Source organism: Paenarthrobacter sp. TE3676 (genome assembly GCF_056279165.1).
In genome coordinates, this window is sequence record NZ_JBWBQU010000001.1 from 581,749 (window position 1) to 600,057 (window position 18,309).

Sequence of the window (18,309 nt, forward strand, 5' to 3'; positions counted from 1 at the left end):
GCTGTGCTGCGCACACATGACCTCGGATCTCTTCGCTCCGAGCACATTGGACAAACCGTTACCTTGGCCGGCTGGGTGGGGCGCCGCCGTGATCACGGTGGCGTTGCATTCGTTGACCTGCGTGATGCGTCCGGTGTAGCCCAGGTGGTTGTCCGTGAGGAAGAGGTCTTCCACGGCTTGCGGAATGAGTACGTCCTGCAGGTGACGGGTACTGTCAACAAGCGTCCTGAAGGCAATGAGAACCCTGCGTTGGCTACGGGTGAGATCGAGGTCATCGCGGACAAGGTTGTCATCCTCAACACCTCCGAACCCCTGCCGTTCCAGATCGACGAACACGTGGAGGTCGGAGAGGAAGCCCGTCTCAAGCACCGCTACCTTGACCTCCGCCGCCCCGGCCCCGCCCGCAACATGCGTCTGCGTTCCGAGGCGAACCGTGTGGCACGTGAACTCCTCCACCAGCGGGGCTACGTCGAAATTGAGACCCCGACGCTGACGCGTTCGACGCCGGAAGGCGCCCGTGACTTCGTGGTCCCGGCACGTCTGGCGCCGGGTTCCTGGTACGCCCTCCCGCAGTCGCCTCAGCTTTTCAAGCAGCTCCTCCAAGTGGGCGGCTTCGAGAAGTACTACCAGATTGCCCGCTGCTACCGTGATGAGGATTTCCGCGCGGACCGCCAGCCGGAATTCACGCAGCTGGACATCGAAGCCAGCTTCGTGGACCAGGACGACGTCATTGAGCTCGGCGAGGCAATCGTCAAGGCCTTGTGGCAGCTGATCGACGTCGAGATCCCCACCCCGATCCGCCGCATGACGTACTTGGACGCCATGGCCAAGTACGGCTCGGACAAGCCGGACCTGCGTTTCGGTGTTGAACTGACTGAGCTCACCGAGTTCTTCAAGGACACCAACTTCGGTGTCTTCAAGGCGCCGTACGTGGGCGCCGTCGTGATGCCCGGTGGCGCTTCCCAGCCGCGCCGTACCCTGGACGGTTGGCAGGAATTCGCCAAGCAGCGCGGGCACAAGGGCCTGGCCTATGTCCTGTTCAAGGAAGACGGCGAGTTGGCTGGTCCGGTGGCCAAGAACCTGACCGAGGCCGAGCGCGAAGGTCTGGCGGACGCTGTTGGCGCCAAGCCCGGCGACTGCATCTTCTTCGCGGCAGGCGAAAAGTCCGCAGCCCGCGCCCTGCTGGGTGCTGCCCGCGTTGAAATCGGTCACCGCACCGGCCTGATCGACCCCAAGGACTGGGCTTTCGTCTGGATCGTGGACGCTCCCATGTTCGAACCCGCGGCCGCGGCTGTCGCGTCCGGTGACGTTGCAGTGGGCGGTGGCCAGTGGACGGCTGTGCACCACGCCTTCACCTCGCCGAAGCCCGAGTTCCTGGACACCTTCGACAAGGACCCGGAATCGGCGCTCTCCTACGCCTACGACATCGTCTGCAACGGCAACGAGATCGGCGGCGGTTCCATCCGTATCCATGAGCGCGAAGTACAGGAACGCGTCTTCCAGCTCATGGGCCTGGACAAGGAAGACGCCGAAACCAAGTTCGGCTTCCTGCTCGAAGGTTTCAAGTACGGTGCACCTCCGCACGGCGGAATGGCACTGGGCTGGGACCGTGTGGTTGCTTTGCTGGCCGGCGTCGAGTCGATCCGCGACGTCATTGCCTTCCCGAAGTCGGGCAACGGCTACGACCCCCTGACCGCGGCACCGGCACCGATCACGCCGCAGCAGCGCAAGGAAGCCGGCGTCGACTTCAAGCCGGAGGTCAAGTCGGAGTCCAAGCCCGCAGCCAAGCCGGAAACGAAGTCCGAGTAAGTTTCTGCCCAAAAGGCTCCTCACTGATGTGGGGAGCTTTTTGCGTTCCAGCCACAAGGAGACCCGCATGATGGAGCAAGCAGTCCTGGAAACACTTATGGACAAGGCCTGGCCCGCCCTTGAGCGTGAAAAATCGGGGGAGTGGGTCCTCCGTGCTTCGGGCGGAGTGACTCAGAGGGCTAACTCCGTGTGGCCAAGCACCTCGGGCGGCGGCCCGAACGGCAAGCCGGGCATCACAAGAGCCGTGCGTGCAGCAGCGGAGTGGTATCGGCATCGTCGCCTTCCCTTGATCTTCCAGGTGTTCGACGACTCCCGCAGTGCCGGACTCAATGCTGTCCTGGATGAGCAACGCTTCACCAGGCAATCCGCAACAAGGATCATGGTCCGCGGCATGGATGAGCTGCCGGTCAGCAGTTCGGGACGGAACGTTGAACTGGCTGATGAGCCCTCCGAAGAATGGCTGCGCGTCTGGTGGTCCGTGGACGGCCGTGGCGGTAGTGCAGAACTGTCCGTCGCCCACAGGATTCTCACCGGCTGTCCGGCGCTGTTCGCAACGGTGAGGGACGACGACGGCGTCCCCGCCGCCGTCGGGCGTCTCGCCCTGGTGGATGGTTGGGGCGGAATTTACAGCATGGCGACGGCGGCCGGGCACCGCAGGCGCGGCTATGGGACGGACGTGCTGACTGCGTTGTTGCACGCCGGGACCCGGCAGGATCTTAAGGGATTCTGGCTCCTTGTCACCGAGGCCAATCGTGGAGCGCAGATACTGTACTCGCAAACAGGTTTCGCCCACTCCGGCAGCTACCTGTACCGGCAGGCGCCGCTGAGGCGTGCGTCCAGCGGCTGCTAGGGTTGCGGGTCGGTGACCGTAATGCGCACAGAGCAGGCGTCGGCAGCCGCTTTCGCCAGCACGGCAGTCTTTGGCCCTTGAAAGTCCAGGAAGGCTAAGCGAGTCCGTCCTGCTAGGGCTTTGAGCAAGGGCTGGGAGAGAAGCTGATCCACCAGGACGCGGTCGCCGCCCGGGACGATGTACTCAATGCGGTGTTCGTTGAAGATGCGGGAGGCCTGTTCTGCCGTGGCTTTGGCTTCGAGGAAACGACTGCCGCTCTTCGAAGCCAGGATCGTGGAGCCGCTGGCAGCAGCTATGGCGTAGCCGCCCCTGCGAATAAGGAGCAGTCCAAGCCCCCGTTCCTGGTTCGCAAGCGCAGCCAGGCGTTCCAGCTCAGTACCGCCCCGTCCCGGACGTCCGTCAGCCGGCCAAGGGGCCTTCAACATTGCAGTCGCACCGTCGGCTGCCCGCAGGAGCAGCCCACCGTCGTCGAGGTCTTCAGCAACGGCGCCGTGGCTCGCCGCGAACCGGTCGGCCCAACCCTGCAACCTGGCCGCGGGCACCAAAGCGGTCCGCCTGCCGGAAGGCTGGTGCGGGGCAGATGCTCGGCGATCCACGTCGATGTCTCCTTTGCTGGAACTATGAGTAGCCTATCCATGTGGAAGATCTCTTTGGTGCCGGTGCAGTTGACGACGACGAGTCGGAGGATCTGCCTGCGTCAGGGGGTCCCTCCGATGCTCATTGGATGGCTTCCCAACGCAGTCCACTGGCGGTAAGAATGCGTCCCCGGTCGCTGGACGAGGTGGTAGGGCAGCAGCACCTCCTGGGGCAAGGTTCGCCTTTGCGGCAACTGGCAGCGGGTGCTGAGGCTGCCGGCCCGGCGGGTCCGAGCTCGGTGATCCTTTGGGGGCCTCCCGGAACAGGGAAGACCACGCTCGCCCACGTGATCGCGCGCGGACCCGGACGTAAGTTCGTTGAGTTGTCGGCAATCACCGCCGGAGTCAAGGACGTCCGGCGCGTCATGGACGAGGCCCTGACGGCCCGGGATCTGTACAAGAAAACCACGGTTCTCTTCCTCGACGAGATTCATCGCTTTAACAAGGCCCAACAGGATGCACTGCTGCCCGGTGTCGAGAACCGCTGGGTTGTGCTGGTAGCTGCAACGACGGAAAATCCTTCCTTCTCCGTGGTGTCGCCGCTCCTGTCACGCTCACTCCTGCTCACCCTGAAGCCGCTCACCGATGACGACATTTCGGGTCTCCTGCAGAGGGCTGTGGCCGACGCCCGCGGCCTTGCCGGCCGTGTGGAGCTTAGCCCTGAGGCATTGGACCACCTGGTCCGGCTATCCGGCGGTGATGCCCGACGGGCGCTGACAGCACTGGAAGCAGCTGCCGGCGTCGCCTTCGGTGACTCTACCGCCGTCGATATTTCGGACGACGCCCCAATAGTGGCCGAAGGGGAGGGCGACCCTGACGGCGGCGAATCCGGACTAGCCAACGACGGCCTGCCTGACGCTCCGGTATTGGTGGAACTCCGGCATACTGAACGCGCTTTGGATGCGGCGGCCGTTCGCTACGACCGCGCCGGCGACCAGCACTACGATGTGGCCAGTGCGTTCATCAAGTCCATCCGGGGCTCGGACGTGGACGCGGCCTTGCACTATTTGGCACGCATGCTTGAAGCCGGGGAGGACCCAAGGTTCGTGGCGAGACGGATCGTGATCTCGGCGGCCGAGGATATTGGCATGGCCGACCCCACGGCGTTGCAGACTGCAGTCGCGGCGGCGCAGGCAGTGCAGTTGATCGGTATGCCGGAGGGCCGCATCGTGTTGGCCGAAGCCGTGGTCCACCTGGCCACTGCGCCCAAGTCCAATGCCGCCTATATGGGTTTGAACAAAGCGGTGGCCGACGTTCGTGCCGGTTTTGGTGGCGGCATTCCCCTGCATTTGCGTGACGCGCACTACCCCGGGGCCAAACAGTTGGGCCATGGCAAGAGCTACAAGTACGCGCACGACGAACCACACGGTGTGGCAACCCAGCAGTATCCGCCGGATGACCTGGTGGGTAAGGACTATTACCAGCCCACCAATAACGGAGCTGAACGGGATATTGCCGCCAGGCTGGAACGGCTCCGCAAGATCGTACGCGGGGAGTAGCCGGCAGGATCAGGCCAACTGCGGGTGGCGGCCCTGCGCGTGATAGGATAATTGCTTGTCTGGCATGGCCCGACGCACAACCCCTTTGAAGATTTCTTCAATAGTGCTGTGCGCCCGGGCTAGTAGCAAGAGGCAGCGGTTGGCCGATGCTCTCCCTGATGGAGGCCAGTAACACTGACACACCGCAGTAATTGGAAGGACACAAGTGGCTAACAACACTCGTGCTCGCCGTACCGCACGCCTTTCGCGTGCACTCGGCATTGCTCTGACCCCCAAGGCCGCCAAGTACATGGAGCGCCGTCCGTACGGCCCCGGCGAGCATGGCCGTGCCCGCAAGAAGCAGGACTCCGACTACGCCGTACGTCTGCGCGAAAAGCAGCGTCTGCGCGCCCAGTACGGCATCCGCGAAGCCCAGATGACCCGTGCCTTCGAAGAAGCACGCCGCACCAAGGGCCTCACCGGTGAAAACCTGGTTGAGCTGCTCGAAATGCGTTTGGACGCCCTCGTGCTCCGTGCAGGCTTCGCCCGCACCATCGCACAGGCCCGCCAGCTGGTTGTGCACCGCCACATCATGGTTGACGGCATCCGCGTGGACCGCCCGTCCTTCCGCGTTGGCGAAGGCCAGCTCATCCACGTTCACAGCCGCTCCGAGGTTATGCCCCCGTTCCAGGTGGCAGCCGCTGGCGCACACGTGCTCAACAACGTGCCGGCATACCTGGACGTCAAGATTGACGCCCTTCAGGCCCGCCTGGTTCGTCGCCCGAAGCGCTCCGAGGTCCCCGTGATCTGCGAAGAGCAGCTCGTCGTCGAATTCTACGCTCGCTAAATTCAAGCAGCGCATACAAAGAAGCCCGTGGCACACGCCGCGGGCTTCTTTGTATGTAAGGTACCGGTCCAAATAGGTAAGGTACTTGGGGAGGCTTCGGCCAAAGCCGTGAACCGGCTGGTGCGAGGCAGCGAAACGATCCAAGGAGAGAAATTCTATGTCTGGTGGCGACATCGCCGGCCTCATCGCAGCAGGAGTCTTCGCGCTCCTCGTCTTGCTTTTGGCCGTGCCCATTTTGAAGCTGGGCGGCGTCTTTGACGAGGTGCGGACCTCCATCCGTTCCATCAGCGACGGCGCCACGCCCCTGATGGATGAAGTGACTGCAACGGTCACCACCACCAACCAGCAGTTGAAGAAGGTTGACGGCATCGCCTCCAACGTCTCCGATGCATCGGCCAACATCTCCGCGTTGTCCTCGCTCGTTGCAGCCACGGTAGGCTCACCGCTGATCAAGGTGGCTGCCTTCAGCTATGGCGTTCGTTCTGCCTTCGCCGGACGCCGGACGCCTTCCTCCGGCCGTCGCAGCCGCTGAACAAGTCAGCCGCCGAACAAGCCAACTGCTGAATTACAGGGAGACTGAAACCTCATGAAGAGAATTGTCTGGATGGGCATCGGCGTCGCCATCGGCGTCATTGCCTTCCGTAAGATCACCGAAGCGCAAGCGAACCTTGGGCCGGAGGGCCTTAATCGTGCCGTCGGCCGGATGGCTGACGGACTGTTCGACTTTGCCGACGCCGTGCGTACAGGGATGCATCAACGCGAAGAGGATTTGCGGGCAGCGTTGGGGATCGACGACGCCGGAGCCGCTCGGCGCTAGTGGGAGCGGTTCGCCCCCACGCCCTCAACAGGGCAGAATGGAAAGCTGCGGAACGGCACCAGCCGGTTCCGCGCACATCGTGTGCAGTGAATTGAGAAGGGTAAGTAATCAGCTAATGAAGTCGCAGGAGATCACCAAGCGCTGGGTGGACTTTTTTGTCAACAAGGGCCACACCGCCGTTCCCTCCGCGTCGCTCGTTTCCAGCGACCCGTCACTTCTCTTCACTGTGGCCGGAATGGTGCCTTTCATTCCTTACCTGACCGCGCGCGAAGAGCCTCCCTACAGCCGTGCAACGAGCGTCCAGAAGTGCATCCGCACCGGAGACATCGAGGAAGTGGGCAAGACCGCCCGCCACGGCACGTTCTTCCAAATGTGTGGCAACTTTTCCTTTGGCGATTACTTCAAGGAAGACGCCATCAAGTTCGCTTTCGAGCTGCTCACCACCAGTGTTGACGACGGCGGTTACGGGCTTCCGGCCGAACGTCTTTGGGTGACTGTCTACGAAGAGGACGACGAAGCCAAGGAGCTGTGGCTCAAGAACACCGGAATTCCGGCAGAGCGCATCCAGCGGATGGGCAAGGCTGACAACTACTGGTCGACTGGCCAGCCAGGCCCGGCCGGCCCCTGCTCGGAGATCTATTACGACCGCGGCCCTGCCTACGGAATCGAAGGCGGCCCCCTGGCCGACGAGACCCGTTACATCGAAATCTGGAACCTCGTGTTCATGCAGTACCAGATCGAGAACGTCCGCTCCAAGGTGGACTTTGACATCGTTGGTGAACTGCCGCAGAAGAACATTGACACCGGCTTGGGCATGGAACGTCTCGCGATGATCCTCCAGGGTGTCGAAAACATGTATGAGACCGATCAGGTCCGTCCGGTCATCGACAAAGCTGCTGAATTGTCCGGCCGCGAGTACACCTCGGCTGAATCTCCGGAAGACCCGCACCACACGGACGATGTCCGCATGCGCGTCGTTGGCGACCACATTCGTTCTGCGTTGATGCTCATCGCTGACGGCGTCGCACCGTCCAATGAGGGCCGTGGCTACGTGCTGCGCCGGCTCATCCGCCGCGCTGTACGCGCCATGCGCCTGCTCGGCGTCGAAAAAGCTTGCCTGCCTGACCTCCTTCCCGCCTCCCGCGACGCCATGAAGGGCGTCTACCCGGTGGTGGAGACTGATTTTGCCCGCATCAGCCGTATTGCCTACGCCGAAGAAAAGGCGTTCCTGCGCACTATTGCTTCCGGTACGGCCCGCTTGGAGGATGCAGTAGCCGAATCGAAGGCTGCCGGCGTTCCCCTGTCCGGCGCGGACGCTTTCGCCTTGCACGACACTTACGGCTTCCCGATTGACCTGACCTTGGAAATGGCGGAAGAGGCCGGGCTCAAGGTGGACGAGGCAGGCTTCCGTGCGCTCATGCTCGAGCAGCGCCAGCGTGCCCAGGCCGATGCCAAGGGCAAGAAGGGCGGCCACGCCGACCTCAGCGCCTACCAGGAGCTCCTCGGCAAGGGTGAGACCGTCTTCACGGGATACGACGAACTTGAGGGCGAGGCAAAGGTCCGCGGCATCGTCAGCGGTGGCCGTGCCGTAGCGCACGCCTCCACAGGCGATGAGATTGAGTTGGTCCTCAACGAAACCCCGTTCTATGCAGAAGCCGGTGGCCAGTCGGCTGACACCGGCCTCATCACCGGCGATGGTTTCGTGGTGGAGGTCCTGGACGTGCAGCGTCCCATCAAGGGCCTGAGCGTGCACAAAGCAATTGTCCGTGAAGGTGAGATCGGTTCCGACGCGCTGGTGCGCGCCGCCGTCGACCGTGAACGCCGCCATGCTGCCGAGCAGGCCCACACCGGCACGCACATTGTGCATGCGGCACTGCACCAGATCCTGGGCCCGGAAGCTACTCAGCGCGGTTCCTACAACAAGGCCGGGTACCTTCGCTTCGACTTCGCCTGGGGCGAGGGTTTGAGCACCGCCACACGGTCTGAAATCGAAGAGGTCTCCAACATCGCCATCCGGAACAACTACCGGGTGGACACCAAAGTCATGGGGCTCCCTGAAGCCAAAGCACTGGGCGCCATGGCTCTGTTCGGTGAGAACTACGGCAGCGAAGTCCGCGTAGTGGAGATCGACGGCGCCTGGTCCCGCGAATTGTGCGGTGGCACCCACGTTTCCAACACTTCCCTGATCGGCAGCCTTTCCTTGCTGGGCGAACAGTCTGTTGGGTCCGGAAACCGTCGTGTCGAGGCTTTTGTTGGCTTGGACGCATTCCGTCACTTGGCAGCCGAGCGTGCTCTGGTTTCCGAGCTCACGGAACTCTTGAAAGTTCCGTCCGGACAACTTGCTGACCGCATCTCCAGCACCCTGAACAAGCTCAAGGCCACGGAGAAGGAGCTTGACCGTCTCCGCAAGGAACAGCTTGCAGCAGCGGCCGCTAACCTGGTGGGTACCGCCAAGGATGCCGCTGGTGTTCGGGTGGTAACTCACGACGCCGGTCAGGTGGGCGGAGCTGACGATCTGCGCAACCTCGCCCTCGATCTGCGTAATCGCCTGGGTTCGGAGGCCTCCACCGTGGCTGTTGCGGGTGTAAGCAATGACCGGCCCGTCATTCTAATCGCCACCAACGAGGCTGCCCGGGAAGCAGGCGTAAAGGCCGGCGTGCTTGTCCGCCTTGCCGCAGGGATCCTCGGTGGCGGCGGCGGCGGCAAGGACGATGTCGCCCAAGGCGGCGGCACCGACGCTGGGAAGGTCTCCGAGGCCCTCACAGCGGTGGTGGATGCGATAGCCAAGCGCTGACGGTGAATTCCAGTACTGACAGCGGCGTCTACCCCCACGGCATCAAGCTGGGGGTAGACGTCGGTACCGTCCGGGTGGGTCTGGCCATTTGTGATCCCGAGGGGATATTGGCCACCCCGTTCAAGACGGTAGGGCGGGACAGCAAGAAAAACTCCGATGTTCGCGTAGTGGTCAAGCACGCGGCGGAGTTGCCGGCGGTCCAGATTTTTGTGGGTCTACCACGAACCATGAAGGGCGAGGAACGCGCGTCTGCCCAAATGGCCATGGACTACGCGGACCTTCTTACCAGTGAGCTTTCGCGCGCCGGTTTGAACGTTCCCGTAAACCTCGTCGATGAGCGACTTTCCACTGTGACGGCACACCGCAACCTGCACGAAGCTGGCATGAGCAGCAAGAACCACCGTAAAGTGGTTGATCAGGTTGCCGCTGCTGGAATACTTCAGCACGCAATCGACATGCAAAAAGCCCGAGGAACGGACGTTGGCCGCCGAGTGCAGGCACCGGCGCAGTCCGAGAAACCCAGCAGTGCCCCAACGCTGCGGGCTGCCTCAGGCCGTGAATCCGATTCTTCTAAGAGGGGACTGCAACTGTGAGCCCGGTCAACAACGACCCCTCCAGCGGAACCGCCGGCGGCGGTATGTCGCTAACCCGCAAAGAGCTGCGGGCGCGTGAACGATTCCTCGCCACGCAGAACCACAATGTGGTGCCCGTTCCTGAAGCGACTCCGGGAGAGGCGGTTCCCTCGGCGGAAGTTGAGCCGGAATTGCCCCGACCAGTCCCGGCCGTGCAATCTGCGCCCGTGACGCCGCCCCCCACACCCGTCGCGCCCCCAACACCTGTAGCACCGCCGACTCCTGTGGCACCCCCAACGCCCGCGCCGCCTGTCGATGAGGCCGGCGACGCCGAGGTGCACGCAGCACAGGTGCTTGGTGAGCAGGGAAGTCATCACGCGGACCTGCACGAGGCAGACGTCCATGTCCACGAGGATGAAGTCCACGCCCAAGAGGCCAGTGAACACGAGGTCAGTGGACACGAGGTCAGAGAACACGACCTCAGTGAACACGCCGCCGTTGATCACGGTGATATTCACGACGGTCATGACCAGCACGAGTTCGCTGCGCATGACGGCCACTATGAGCTGGACATCCACGAAGAACTTCACGATGACGTTCATCTCCATGATGAGCACCACCATGACCTTATTGCCCCTGCTGCCAGTCCGGCGTCCAAGGCTGCCGCGAAGAAGGCCCGCCGCCGTCGTCGTGTCCTGGCTCTCCTGATCACGCTGGGTGTCTTCGTCGCCGCCATCGCCATTGGTGCACAGTTCCTGAAGCCCCTGCTGGGCATGGATAGGGTCACCGATTACCCGGGTCCCGGAACGGGATCGGTGACCATCACCGTACCCGAGGGATCCGGTCCCAAGGCCGTAGCCAACGAGCTCGTTCAAAACCGCGTGGTTGCAGACCCCGATGCCTTTGTTGAGGCGTTCCTGAGTGAAGGCGGGGAACTGTCTCCGGGTGACTTCACGTTCCGTACCGAAATGAAGAACTCCGACGCCGTGGCTGTCCTCGTCAACAAGGACGCCGGCAAAGTGATGTATTTCGCTCTGAGTGCCGGCTTGCGCATCAATGAGTCACTGGAGGCCATTTCCAAGGGTTCCGGCATTCCCATGCAGCAGCTCAACGCCTTGAACCAGGCCCCGGCGCAGTTCGGAGTTCCTGCCAAGGCTAAAAACCTGGAAGGCTTCCTTGCCCCGGGCGAATACCGGTTTGAGCTGGGGACGCCCGCGAAGGACATCATCCAGAAGTTGGTGACCACCACCCTTGATGAACTCAAAGCCCAGGGCGTTACGGACCCCGCCAAGCAGTACGACACCGTAACCATCGCCAGCATCGTGCAGGCCGAAGGTGGTCAGGCAGATTACGGGAACGTGGCCGGAGCCATTTACAACAGGCTCAAGCCCAACAACGTAGAGACCAGCGGCCTGATCCAGTCCGATGCCACTGTGACGTACGGCTTGGGCAAGAAGTCGTTCCACCTCACTGAGGAAGAAAAGGCCGACAAGTCCAACGCCTACAACACGTACGCCAACGTCGGGCTACCGGTAGGACCTATTGGCTCGCCTGGAAAGACAGCGATTGATGCTGCAGCCAAGCCAACGCAGAATGAATACCTCTACTGGGTGACCATCAACCTGGACAGCAAGGAAACCAAGTTCTCCAAGACGTTGGCTGAGCACAACACCTACGTTGAGCAGTACAACGCGTGGTGCCAGGCCAACGCGGGACGGTGTGTGTGAGTCGTCGCGCCGCGGTACTGGGGCACCCGATCTCACACTCGAAATCTCCGGCACTGCACTCAGCTGCCTACGCCAAGTTGGGTGTGGATATCGAGTACTCGGCCATCGACGTCACTGTGGAACGGCTTCCTTCTTTCATGGACTCGCTCCGCGGAGATGACGCTTGGTGCGGCCTCTCGGTCACCATGCCGCTGAAGTCAGCCATGGTCAAGGAAGTGGACGAAGTCCGTGGCGCCGGCGCCCATCTGGGCGTTATCAACACGGTGGTTTTCGAGCACGACGCCGGACAGGTCCGTCGGGTGGGTTACAACACTGATGTTGCCGGCATAGTGGAAGCGGTCCGCTACGCGGGCGTCGCAGCCGCACCCCACGCGGCCATCCTTGGTGGCGGTGGCACCTCAGCTGCGGCTGTAGCCGCTGTGCAGGAACTTGGGGCCCGTCACGTCGACGTTTTCGTTCGCGACGCGGGACGTGCCGGCGATGCGCAAGCGGCCGCAGCCGCCGTCGGAATTTCCCTGGCCATCCGGCCCCTGACGGAAGCGGCAACTGCTGTGGCCGGCACGGATCTGGTGATCTCCACGTTCCCGCCTCGCGCTGCCGATTCGTTGGCTGAGGAGCTTGCGGAGTTGCCCGGCACCGGGGCTGGAGTCCTGCTGGATGTTGCCTACGATCCTTGGCCCAGTCGCCTCGCGGAAGTGTGGCATGGTCACGGGGGAGCGGTAGTCCCGGGCCTGGAGATGCTGATGTATCAGGCGGCCGAGCAGATCAGGCGTTTCAGCGGCTGTGACGTGGATGCCGCCGTCATAGATGTGATGTGCGACTCAGTCGGGCTTCCCCGGCGAGTGTTCTAGAAGCCTTACATGGCAGGATTGGTTATATGTTGCGTTGGTTGACTGCCGGTGAATCCCATGGTCCGGCCCTGATCGGAATTGTTGAAGGCGTGCCTGCCGGTGTTGAACTCACCAGCGGGCAGATTCGTGACGCGTTGGCGCGTCGACGCTTGGGCTATGGACGTGGTGCCCGCATGAAGTTTGAACAGGACGAGGTCACCATCATGGGTGGCGTCCGGCATGGACTTACCCAGGGTGGCCCTGTTGCCATCCAGGTTGGCAACACCGAGTGGCCTAAATGGGAGCAGATCATGTCTGCTGATCCCGTGGACCCCAAGGTCCTCGCCGACCAAGCCCGCAATGCACCTTTGACCCGTCCGCGCCCGGGGCACGCCGATTTCACGGGCATGCAGAAGTATGGCTTCGACGAAGCCCGTCCGGTCCTTGAGCGTGCCAGCGCACGCGAGACCGCCACGCGAGTGGCTCTTGGTACCGTCGCTGCACAGTTCCTGAAGCAACTGGGCATCGAGTTGGTAAGCCACACCGTTTCCATTGCCAGCGTGACAGTGCCCGAAGGCCGGCCTTTGCCGTTGCCGCAGGACGTCATAGCCCTCGACGCCGACCCCCTGCGTTGTTTCGACCGCGAGACGTCCAACGCGATGGTGGCTGAGGTTGATGCTGCCCACAAGGAAGGCGAAACCCTGGGTGGCGTGGTAGAGGTCCTGGCATACGGGCTTCCCCCGGGACTCGGCAGTTACGTCCACTGGGATCGTCGCCTCGACTCCCGCCTCGCGGCCGCACTCATGGGCATCCAAGCCATTAAGGGTGTAGAAGTGGGCGACGGCTTCCTCACGGCTGCACGCCGTGGATCTGCTGCCCACGATGAGATCCTCAAGGACGGAAATGGCAAGATCGTTCGCCAGACCAACCGGGCCGGTGGCATCGAAGGCGGCATGAGCATCGGTGAGGTTCTTCGTGTTCGGGCGGCCATGAAACCAATTGCCACGGTCCCTCGCGCACTTCGCACCATCGATGTCAGCACGGGTGAGCCTGCCAAGGCACACCACCAGCGTTCAGATGTTTGTGCGGTTCCCGCAGCCGGCGTTGTGGCGGAGGCGATGGTGGCTTTGGTTCTGGCCGAGGCTGTCGCCGAGAAGTTCGGTGGCGACTCCGTCGCGGAGACCCAGCGGAATCTGCAGAGCTACCTTGAGAGCATCCCGGCCACCCTGGACTCGGTCGGCCGGTAGTGGTTGGCGCTATCCCGGATGGCCGCCCCGTTGTTCTCGTGGGCCCCATGGCCGTCGGAAAATCGGCGATCGGCCAGCAACTGGCCCACCAGCTCCGTGTACCGTTCGTGGACACTGACGCGGTGGTGGTAGCTGCCCACGGCAGCATTGCAGACATCTTCGCCGGCAGGGGAGAGCATGCGTTCCGCGAGATTGAAGCGCGGGCAGTGGCGAAGGCCATTGAGTCTGCCAAAGTAGATCCGGCCATCATTTCCCTGGGCGGCGGGGCGGTTCTTGACTCCGGGACCCAGCAGTTGCTGGGGGAGTGCACCGTTGTCTATCTGGAATGCGATGCGGAAACGGTCGCAGACAGGATTGCCCGGAACACCGGACGGCCACTGCTGCAGGGTGACGCCATGACCCGCTGGGAAGCATTGTTTGCCACCCGGCGTCCCGTCTATGAGCGTCTCGCGGACATTGTCGTGGATGTCCGTTCCGGATCCGTGGCAGAAATCGGCCTCCATTTGGAGGAGCGGCTGCTCCAGCATGCAGCCTTGAAAGAGGAAGTTGAAAAGTGAGCAACGAAGCAACTGTCATCAAGGTGACCGGCCAGTCGGTTAATGAGAACTACGACGTCGTGGTGGGCCGCGGGCTGTTGGACACCCTGCCCGCCAAGCTTGGCGAACGCGTACGACGAGTTCTGGTGATCCACCCGCGGGCCTTGCGCCTGACCGGCGATACCGTCCGGGACGAACTTGAGGCTGCAGGGTTCACGGCACTCACAGCCGAAATCCCGGATGCTGAAGAGGGCAAGCACATCCAGGTTGCGGCGTTCTGTTGGCAAGTGCTGGGCCAGAACGATTTCACGCGGTCCGACGCCATCGTGGCAGTTGGTGGCGGCGCTGTAACGGACCTCGCAGGCTTCGTGGCAGCCACGTGGCTCCGTGGCGTCAAAGTCATCCACATGCCCACGAGCTTGCTGGGCATGGTGGATGCCTCGGTGGGAGGCAAGACAGGCATCAACACTGCCGAGGGCAAGAACCTTGTGGGCTCCTTCCACCCCCCGGCCGCAGTCCTGGCTGACTTGGACACGCTCCAGACCCTGCCGAAGAACGAGCTTATTTCAGGGATGGCCGAGGTCATCAAGTGTGGCTTCATCGCTGACCCTGCAATCCTCGACCTCGTGGAAAAGAACACCGACGCAGTAATGGATCCGGGATCCGATGTAGTTCGGGAGCTCATTGAACGCGCGATTTCCGTGAAGGCTGAAGTCGTTTCCCAGGACCTCAAGGAGTCCGGCCTCCGCGAAATCCTGAACTACGGTCACACGCTGGGCCACGCCATCGAGCTCGTGGAACGCTACTCATGGCGTCACGGCGCCGCCGTTTCCGTGGGAATGATGTTCGCTGCCGAGTTGTCGCGAAGTGTCGGGCGTTTGTCCGATGCTGACGCAGACCGACACCGCACCATCCTGGAGAGCCTTGGCCTGCCCATCACGTACCGCAGGGACCGCTGGCAGGGTCTTCTGGATGGAATGCGCCGGGACAAGAAGTCCCGTGGCGATCTCCTCCGGTTCGTTGTCCTTGACGGCGTTGCCAAGCCGGGCATCCTGGAGGTCCCTGACACGTCACTCCTGTTTGCCGCCTACCAGGAGATCGCATCATGACCGTCACTCTTCGGGAAGGCATCAGCGACTGGCCTACTGCCGGTTTCCCCGGAGTCCGGATGAACCCGGATACCTTGCTTCCCGTGGTAGTCAATGAGGAAGTCATGGAGTCCGCCCTCGCGGCGTCGGAAGACCCCGCGGACCGCATCATGGCCCTACTGCTGGACAACCAGCCCAACGAGGCGGCTGAGCTGTTGGCCGAGGCGCGCTACAAAGATCCGGAGTCGTTCCGGTTGAGGATTTTTGAAGCGGAAGTCCACCGGGCAACCAACCGGCTGGACCGTGCGGTGCAGTTGTTCAGGCACCTGTTGCAGGACGTCCAGGGCAGCTCCAAGGAAGCGATCGTGCACCAGTATCTGGGCAGGGCATACTTTGTCAGCGGCAATGCACTGGCCGCATCCGAGGAATTCGCCAAGGCCTTGGATCTCCGCGTCGCCATGGCCGCCGATGCGGCGCTGATCTACTCTTCCGCTGTTGCCCTGCAAAGGGCCCGGAATGTACTTGAACTGGCTTCCTGAAGCAGCGGGAAAAGCAGCTCGCAAGCCGTGGCAGTATTTGCCGGTAGAATGGTTCTTGGATTTTTGATAAATACGCGCTGGCGGGCCGTTTGGCATGCCTGCTTGGCATAGACAAACTGGCAGCTTGAACCAGTGAGAGAAACCAGAGGATACGAGTGGCAACCACAAACGACATCAAGAACGGGACCGTACTGAAGCTCGAGGGCCAGCTCTGGAACATCATTGAGTTCCAGCACGTCAAGCCGGGCAAGGGCGGCGCCTTTGTTCGCACCAAGATGCGCAACGTCATGTCCGGCAAGGTGGTCGATAAGACCTTCAACGCCGGCCTGAAGATCGAAACCGCAACGGTTGACCGCCGCGACTACCAGTACCTGTACCAGGACGGCGAAGATTTCGTCTTCATGGACACTCAGGACTACGACCAGATCACCGTTTCCGGTGCCACTGTAGGCGACGCCACCAACTTCATGCTCGAGAACCAGATGGTCAACATTGCCATCCACGAGGGCACGCCGCTGTACATCGAATTGCCCCCGAGCGTTGTCCTCGAGATCACCTATACGGAGCCGGGCCTTCAGGGCGACCGCTCCTCGGCAGGCACCAAGCCCGCAACTGTGGAGACGGGCTACGAAATCCAGGTTCCGCTGTTCGTCGAGCAGGGCACCAAGGTCAAGGTAGACACCCGCGATGGCGGCTACTTGGGCCGGGTCAACGACTAGTGAGCGCACGCGGTAAAGCCCGTAGCAGGGCGCTCGAAGTACTTTTCGAGGCGGAGCAGCGTTCCGTTTCGGCTTTCGACGCGATGACAGCGCGCCGGGAGAAGACCGACCTTGTCATCAACCCTTACACGGTGGAAATCGTGGAGGGCGTTGTTTCCATGCAGGCGACCATCGATGAATTCCTGGAGACCTACGCCCAGGGCTGGACATTGGAGCGTATGCCGTCCGTAGACCGCATCATCCTTCGTATCGGCGCTTGGGAACTTCTCTACAATGACGAAGTTCCTGACGGCGTAGCTGTCAGCGAAGCTGTGGCCCTTGCCAAGACGATGTCCACCGACGAGTCACCAGCCTTCATCAACGGGCTGCTTGGCCGCTTGCAGAAGCTCAAGCCGTCACTTCTCGCTTAGGCATTCATGAGGAAAAGGACCCGCATCCACAGGATGCGGGTCCTTTTTGCATTACCAGCATTCGTATTACCAGCAGGTCCGGTGCGCTACTGAAGCACGGCCGCCCTGAGGGAGGGGATGCTGCGCAGGTGCTCCAGTTCATCGTGCTGGTGAACGTGGACGTCCCGGCCACTGAGGATCCGCTGCCGGGTAAACGCCAGTGCCGTGGCCCCTTTGATGAATGACTTCATCTGGTTGCCGCGACCGCGCGACGACGCCCAACGAACAGCCTGCCGCCGGCCTCGTGACGTGGCCAGCATCTCCACTTCTGCTGGCGTGAACCAGCCTGCCCGGGCATACTCGAGAAGCCGCTGGCGGGTGATTTTTCCTTCGGCAACGCGGAGAAGGATGATGCCTGCAGCAGCGATCAGGAAGATCGGCACCTGGACCACGAAGTACTCCACCAGGAAGTTCTGCCCCATGCTGTTCCAGCGGTTGTGCAGGAACATCGCGGGCAGCAAACCGACGAAGAACGCCAGGACGGCATAGCCCGAGTGCCATTTCCGGGCTGCGAAGCCCATGATCAGTCCGGTGGTCCCCGTGAACACCGCGTGGGCGAACGGCGACATGACTCCACGGAGGATGAAAATTCGGACCAAGTCGGTGCCCGGGTCGGTGGATGAGGCTATTTCGCGGCCAAAGTAGAGGATGTTCTCCGTGAAGGCGAAGCCTGCGGCAATGGTGAAGGCGAAGACGACACCGTCCACAGGTCCGTCAAAGTACTTGTGGGCAGCCAGGATCAGGACCAGCAACCCAAGAGACTTGGTGAACTCTTCCACGATGGGGGCCTGGACCGTGGCCATGAAGTAGGTGAATGCTTCTTCGCTGGAGGTTGGTGCGGCGAGTGCGAACACCGGCTGGATGAGCAGTGTCCCGGCAATGGAAACCGCGGCACCCCAAGTGAAAGCGAACCACAGGAGCCTCTTTGGCTCGGGCTCCCAGCGATCGATCAGGCGTACTGTCAACAGCACCACGGACAGTGGAACAAGGGAGGCGATGAAGCCGACCACGAAACCGGTAATGCCGGTATTACCCAGCAGGAACGGCACCACCAGCAGCAGGCTGCCGAAGACCAGAACGGTTCCCACAATGAGTAACGGAAGCATGCCCCAGGACCTGCGACCTGGCGGCGCCGGCGGCATTGCCCAGGTTTGGCGGGGGAGGGACGTCGGATTACCCGGAGCCGGTTGATAGTTCCCCGGCTGGACGCGGCCGATCCAGGTGGGATTGGCGCCAGGTTCCAGATAAGGCCGCGGATACGGTTGGCCGTGGTGGTTCATGGTCATGGGCACGAGCCTATTCCACACTGCGAAGTGTGAGCTTAAACTCACGCTTCACTACCGTCCCCGGTGAGGTGGGAAAGGGGCGCCGT

At 62.2% G+C, this 18,309-nt stretch carries 18 protein-coding genes; 16 read left to right on the plus strand and 2 right to left on the minus strand.

The window, feature by feature from the left end:
- Window positions 1-3: 3 nt before the first annotated feature.
- Together aspS and ACZ881_RS02860 are read left to right on the plus strand one after the other, a co-directional pair.
- The gene (gene aspS / locus ACZ881_RS02855) at window positions 4-1,809 is read left to right on the plus strand and encodes an aspartate--tRNA ligase (protein ID WP_178992614.1); all 1,806 of its coding nucleotides are present in this window, start codon (window positions 4-6) and stop codon (window positions 1,807-1,809) included.
- A 67-nt stretch (window positions 1,810-1,876) separates the two neighbouring features.
- The gene (locus tag ACZ881_RS02860; protein ID WP_476112404.1) at window positions 1,877-2,659 is read left to right on the plus strand and encodes a GNAT family N-acetyltransferase; all 783 of its coding nucleotides are present in this window, start codon (window positions 1,877-1,879) and stop codon (window positions 2,657-2,659) included.
- On the opposite strand, the gene ACZ881_RS02865 is transcribed toward ACZ881_RS02860, so the two are convergent.
- Entirely contained in the window at window positions 2,656-3,255 is a 600-nt protein-coding gene (locus ACZ881_RS02865) for a Vms1/Ankzf1 family peptidyl-tRNA hydrolase (RefSeq protein WP_476112406.1), read from the minus strand. The two genes, ACZ881_RS02860 and ACZ881_RS02865, sit on opposite strands and share 4 nt — an antisense overlap.
- Before the next feature lie 41 nt (window positions 3,256-3,296).
- On the opposite strand from ACZ881_RS02865, the gene ACZ881_RS02870 reads away from it, so the two are divergent.
- The 14 genes from ACZ881_RS02870 to nusB all read left to right on the plus strand — a co-directional run bounded on the left by ACZ881_RS02870 (window position 3,297) and on the right by nusB (window position 16,898).
- Window positions 3,297-4,793, plus strand: coding sequence for a replication-associated recombination protein A (locus ACZ881_RS02870; RefSeq protein ID WP_476112408.1), 1,497 nt, complete (start codon window positions 3,297-3,299; stop codon window positions 4,791-4,793).
- A 205-nt stretch (window positions 4,794-4,998) separates the two neighbouring features.
- Window positions 4,999-5,619 carry a 30S ribosomal protein S4 gene (rpsD, locus tag ACZ881_RS02875; RefSeq protein ID WP_011774968.1) on the plus strand — a complete coding sequence of 207 codons (621 nt, stop codon included), beginning with the start codon at window positions 4,999-5,001 and terminating at the stop codon, window positions 5,617-5,619.
- 157 nt (window positions 5,620-5,776) lie between these two features.
- Entirely contained in the window at window positions 5,777-6,151 is a 375-nt protein-coding gene (locus ACZ881_RS02880; RefSeq protein WP_017197541.1) for a DUF948 domain-containing protein, read from the plus strand.
- Window positions 6,152-6,205: 54 nt separating this feature from the next.
- Entirely contained in the window at window positions 6,206-6,436 is a 231-nt protein-coding gene (locus tag ACZ881_RS02885) for a hypothetical protein (RefSeq protein ID WP_208295800.1), read from the plus strand.
- 115 nt (window positions 6,437-6,551) lie between these two features.
- Window positions 6,552-9,230 (plus strand): alanine--tRNA ligase, encoded by a 2,679-nt coding sequence (alaS, locus tag ACZ881_RS02890; RefSeq protein ID WP_476112411.1) that lies wholly within the window; start codon window positions 6,552-6,554, stop codon window positions 9,228-9,230.
- 2 nt (window positions 9,231-9,232) lie between these two features.
- Window positions 9,233-9,823 carry a Holliday junction resolvase RuvX gene (gene ruvX, locus ACZ881_RS02895; protein ID WP_476112413.1) on the plus strand — a complete coding sequence of 197 codons (591 nt, stop codon included), beginning with the start codon at window positions 9,233-9,235 and terminating at the stop codon, window positions 9,821-9,823.
- A complete protein-coding gene (gene mltG, locus ACZ881_RS02900; protein ID WP_476112415.1) occupies window positions 9,820-11,529 on the plus strand; it encodes an endolytic transglycosylase MltG in 1,710 nt (569 codons plus the stop codon). The genes ruvX and mltG overlap by 4 nt, the downstream gene beginning before the upstream one ends.
- Complete coding sequence (locus ACZ881_RS02905) at window positions 11,526-12,380, plus strand: shikimate dehydrogenase (RefSeq protein WP_454810916.1); 855 nt, start codon at window positions 11,526-11,528, stop codon at window positions 12,378-12,380. Before mltG ends, ACZ881_RS02905 begins: the two co-directional genes overlap by 4 nt.
- Before the next feature lie 26 nt (window positions 12,381-12,406).
- Window positions 12,407-13,606, plus strand: a complete 1,200-nt coding sequence (gene aroC, locus ACZ881_RS02910; protein WP_420178203.1) for a chorismate synthase — start codon at window positions 12,407-12,409, stop codon at window positions 13,604-13,606.
- Window positions 13,606-14,163 (plus strand): shikimate kinase, encoded by a 558-nt coding sequence (locus ACZ881_RS02915; RefSeq protein WP_476112418.1) that lies wholly within the window; start codon window positions 13,606-13,608, stop codon window positions 14,161-14,163. The genes aroC and ACZ881_RS02915 overlap by 1 nt, the downstream gene beginning before the upstream one ends.
- A complete protein-coding gene (gene aroB, locus ACZ881_RS02920; protein ID WP_091467821.1) occupies window positions 14,160-15,251 on the plus strand; it encodes a 3-dehydroquinate synthase in 1,092 nt (363 codons plus the stop codon). The genes ACZ881_RS02915 and aroB overlap by 4 nt, the downstream gene beginning before the upstream one ends.
- Complete coding sequence (locus ACZ881_RS02925) at window positions 15,248-15,769, plus strand: tetratricopeptide repeat protein (RefSeq protein WP_091467819.1); 522 nt, start codon at window positions 15,248-15,250, stop codon at window positions 15,767-15,769. The genes aroB and ACZ881_RS02925 overlap by 4 nt, the downstream gene beginning before the upstream one ends.
- 155 nt (window positions 15,770-15,924) lie before the next feature.
- Window positions 15,925-16,488: an elongation factor P gene (gene efp, locus ACZ881_RS02930; RefSeq protein ID WP_024816828.1), complete on the plus strand. Its 564-nt coding sequence runs from the start codon at window positions 15,925-15,927 to the stop codon at window positions 16,486-16,488.
- Entirely contained in the window at window positions 16,488-16,898 is a 411-nt protein-coding gene (gene nusB, locus ACZ881_RS02935) for a transcription antitermination factor NusB (RefSeq protein ID WP_018777735.1), read from the plus strand. Before efp ends, nusB begins: the two co-directional genes overlap by 1 nt.
- An 86-nt stretch (window positions 16,899-16,984) precedes the next feature.
- On the opposite strand, the gene ACZ881_RS02940 is transcribed toward nusB, so the two are convergent.
- A complete protein-coding gene (locus ACZ881_RS02940) occupies window positions 16,985-18,268 on the minus strand; it encodes a PrsW family intramembrane metalloprotease (RefSeq protein WP_476112422.1) in 1,284 nt (427 codons plus the stop codon).
- Between the last annotated feature and the right edge of the window lie 41 nt (window positions 18,269-18,309).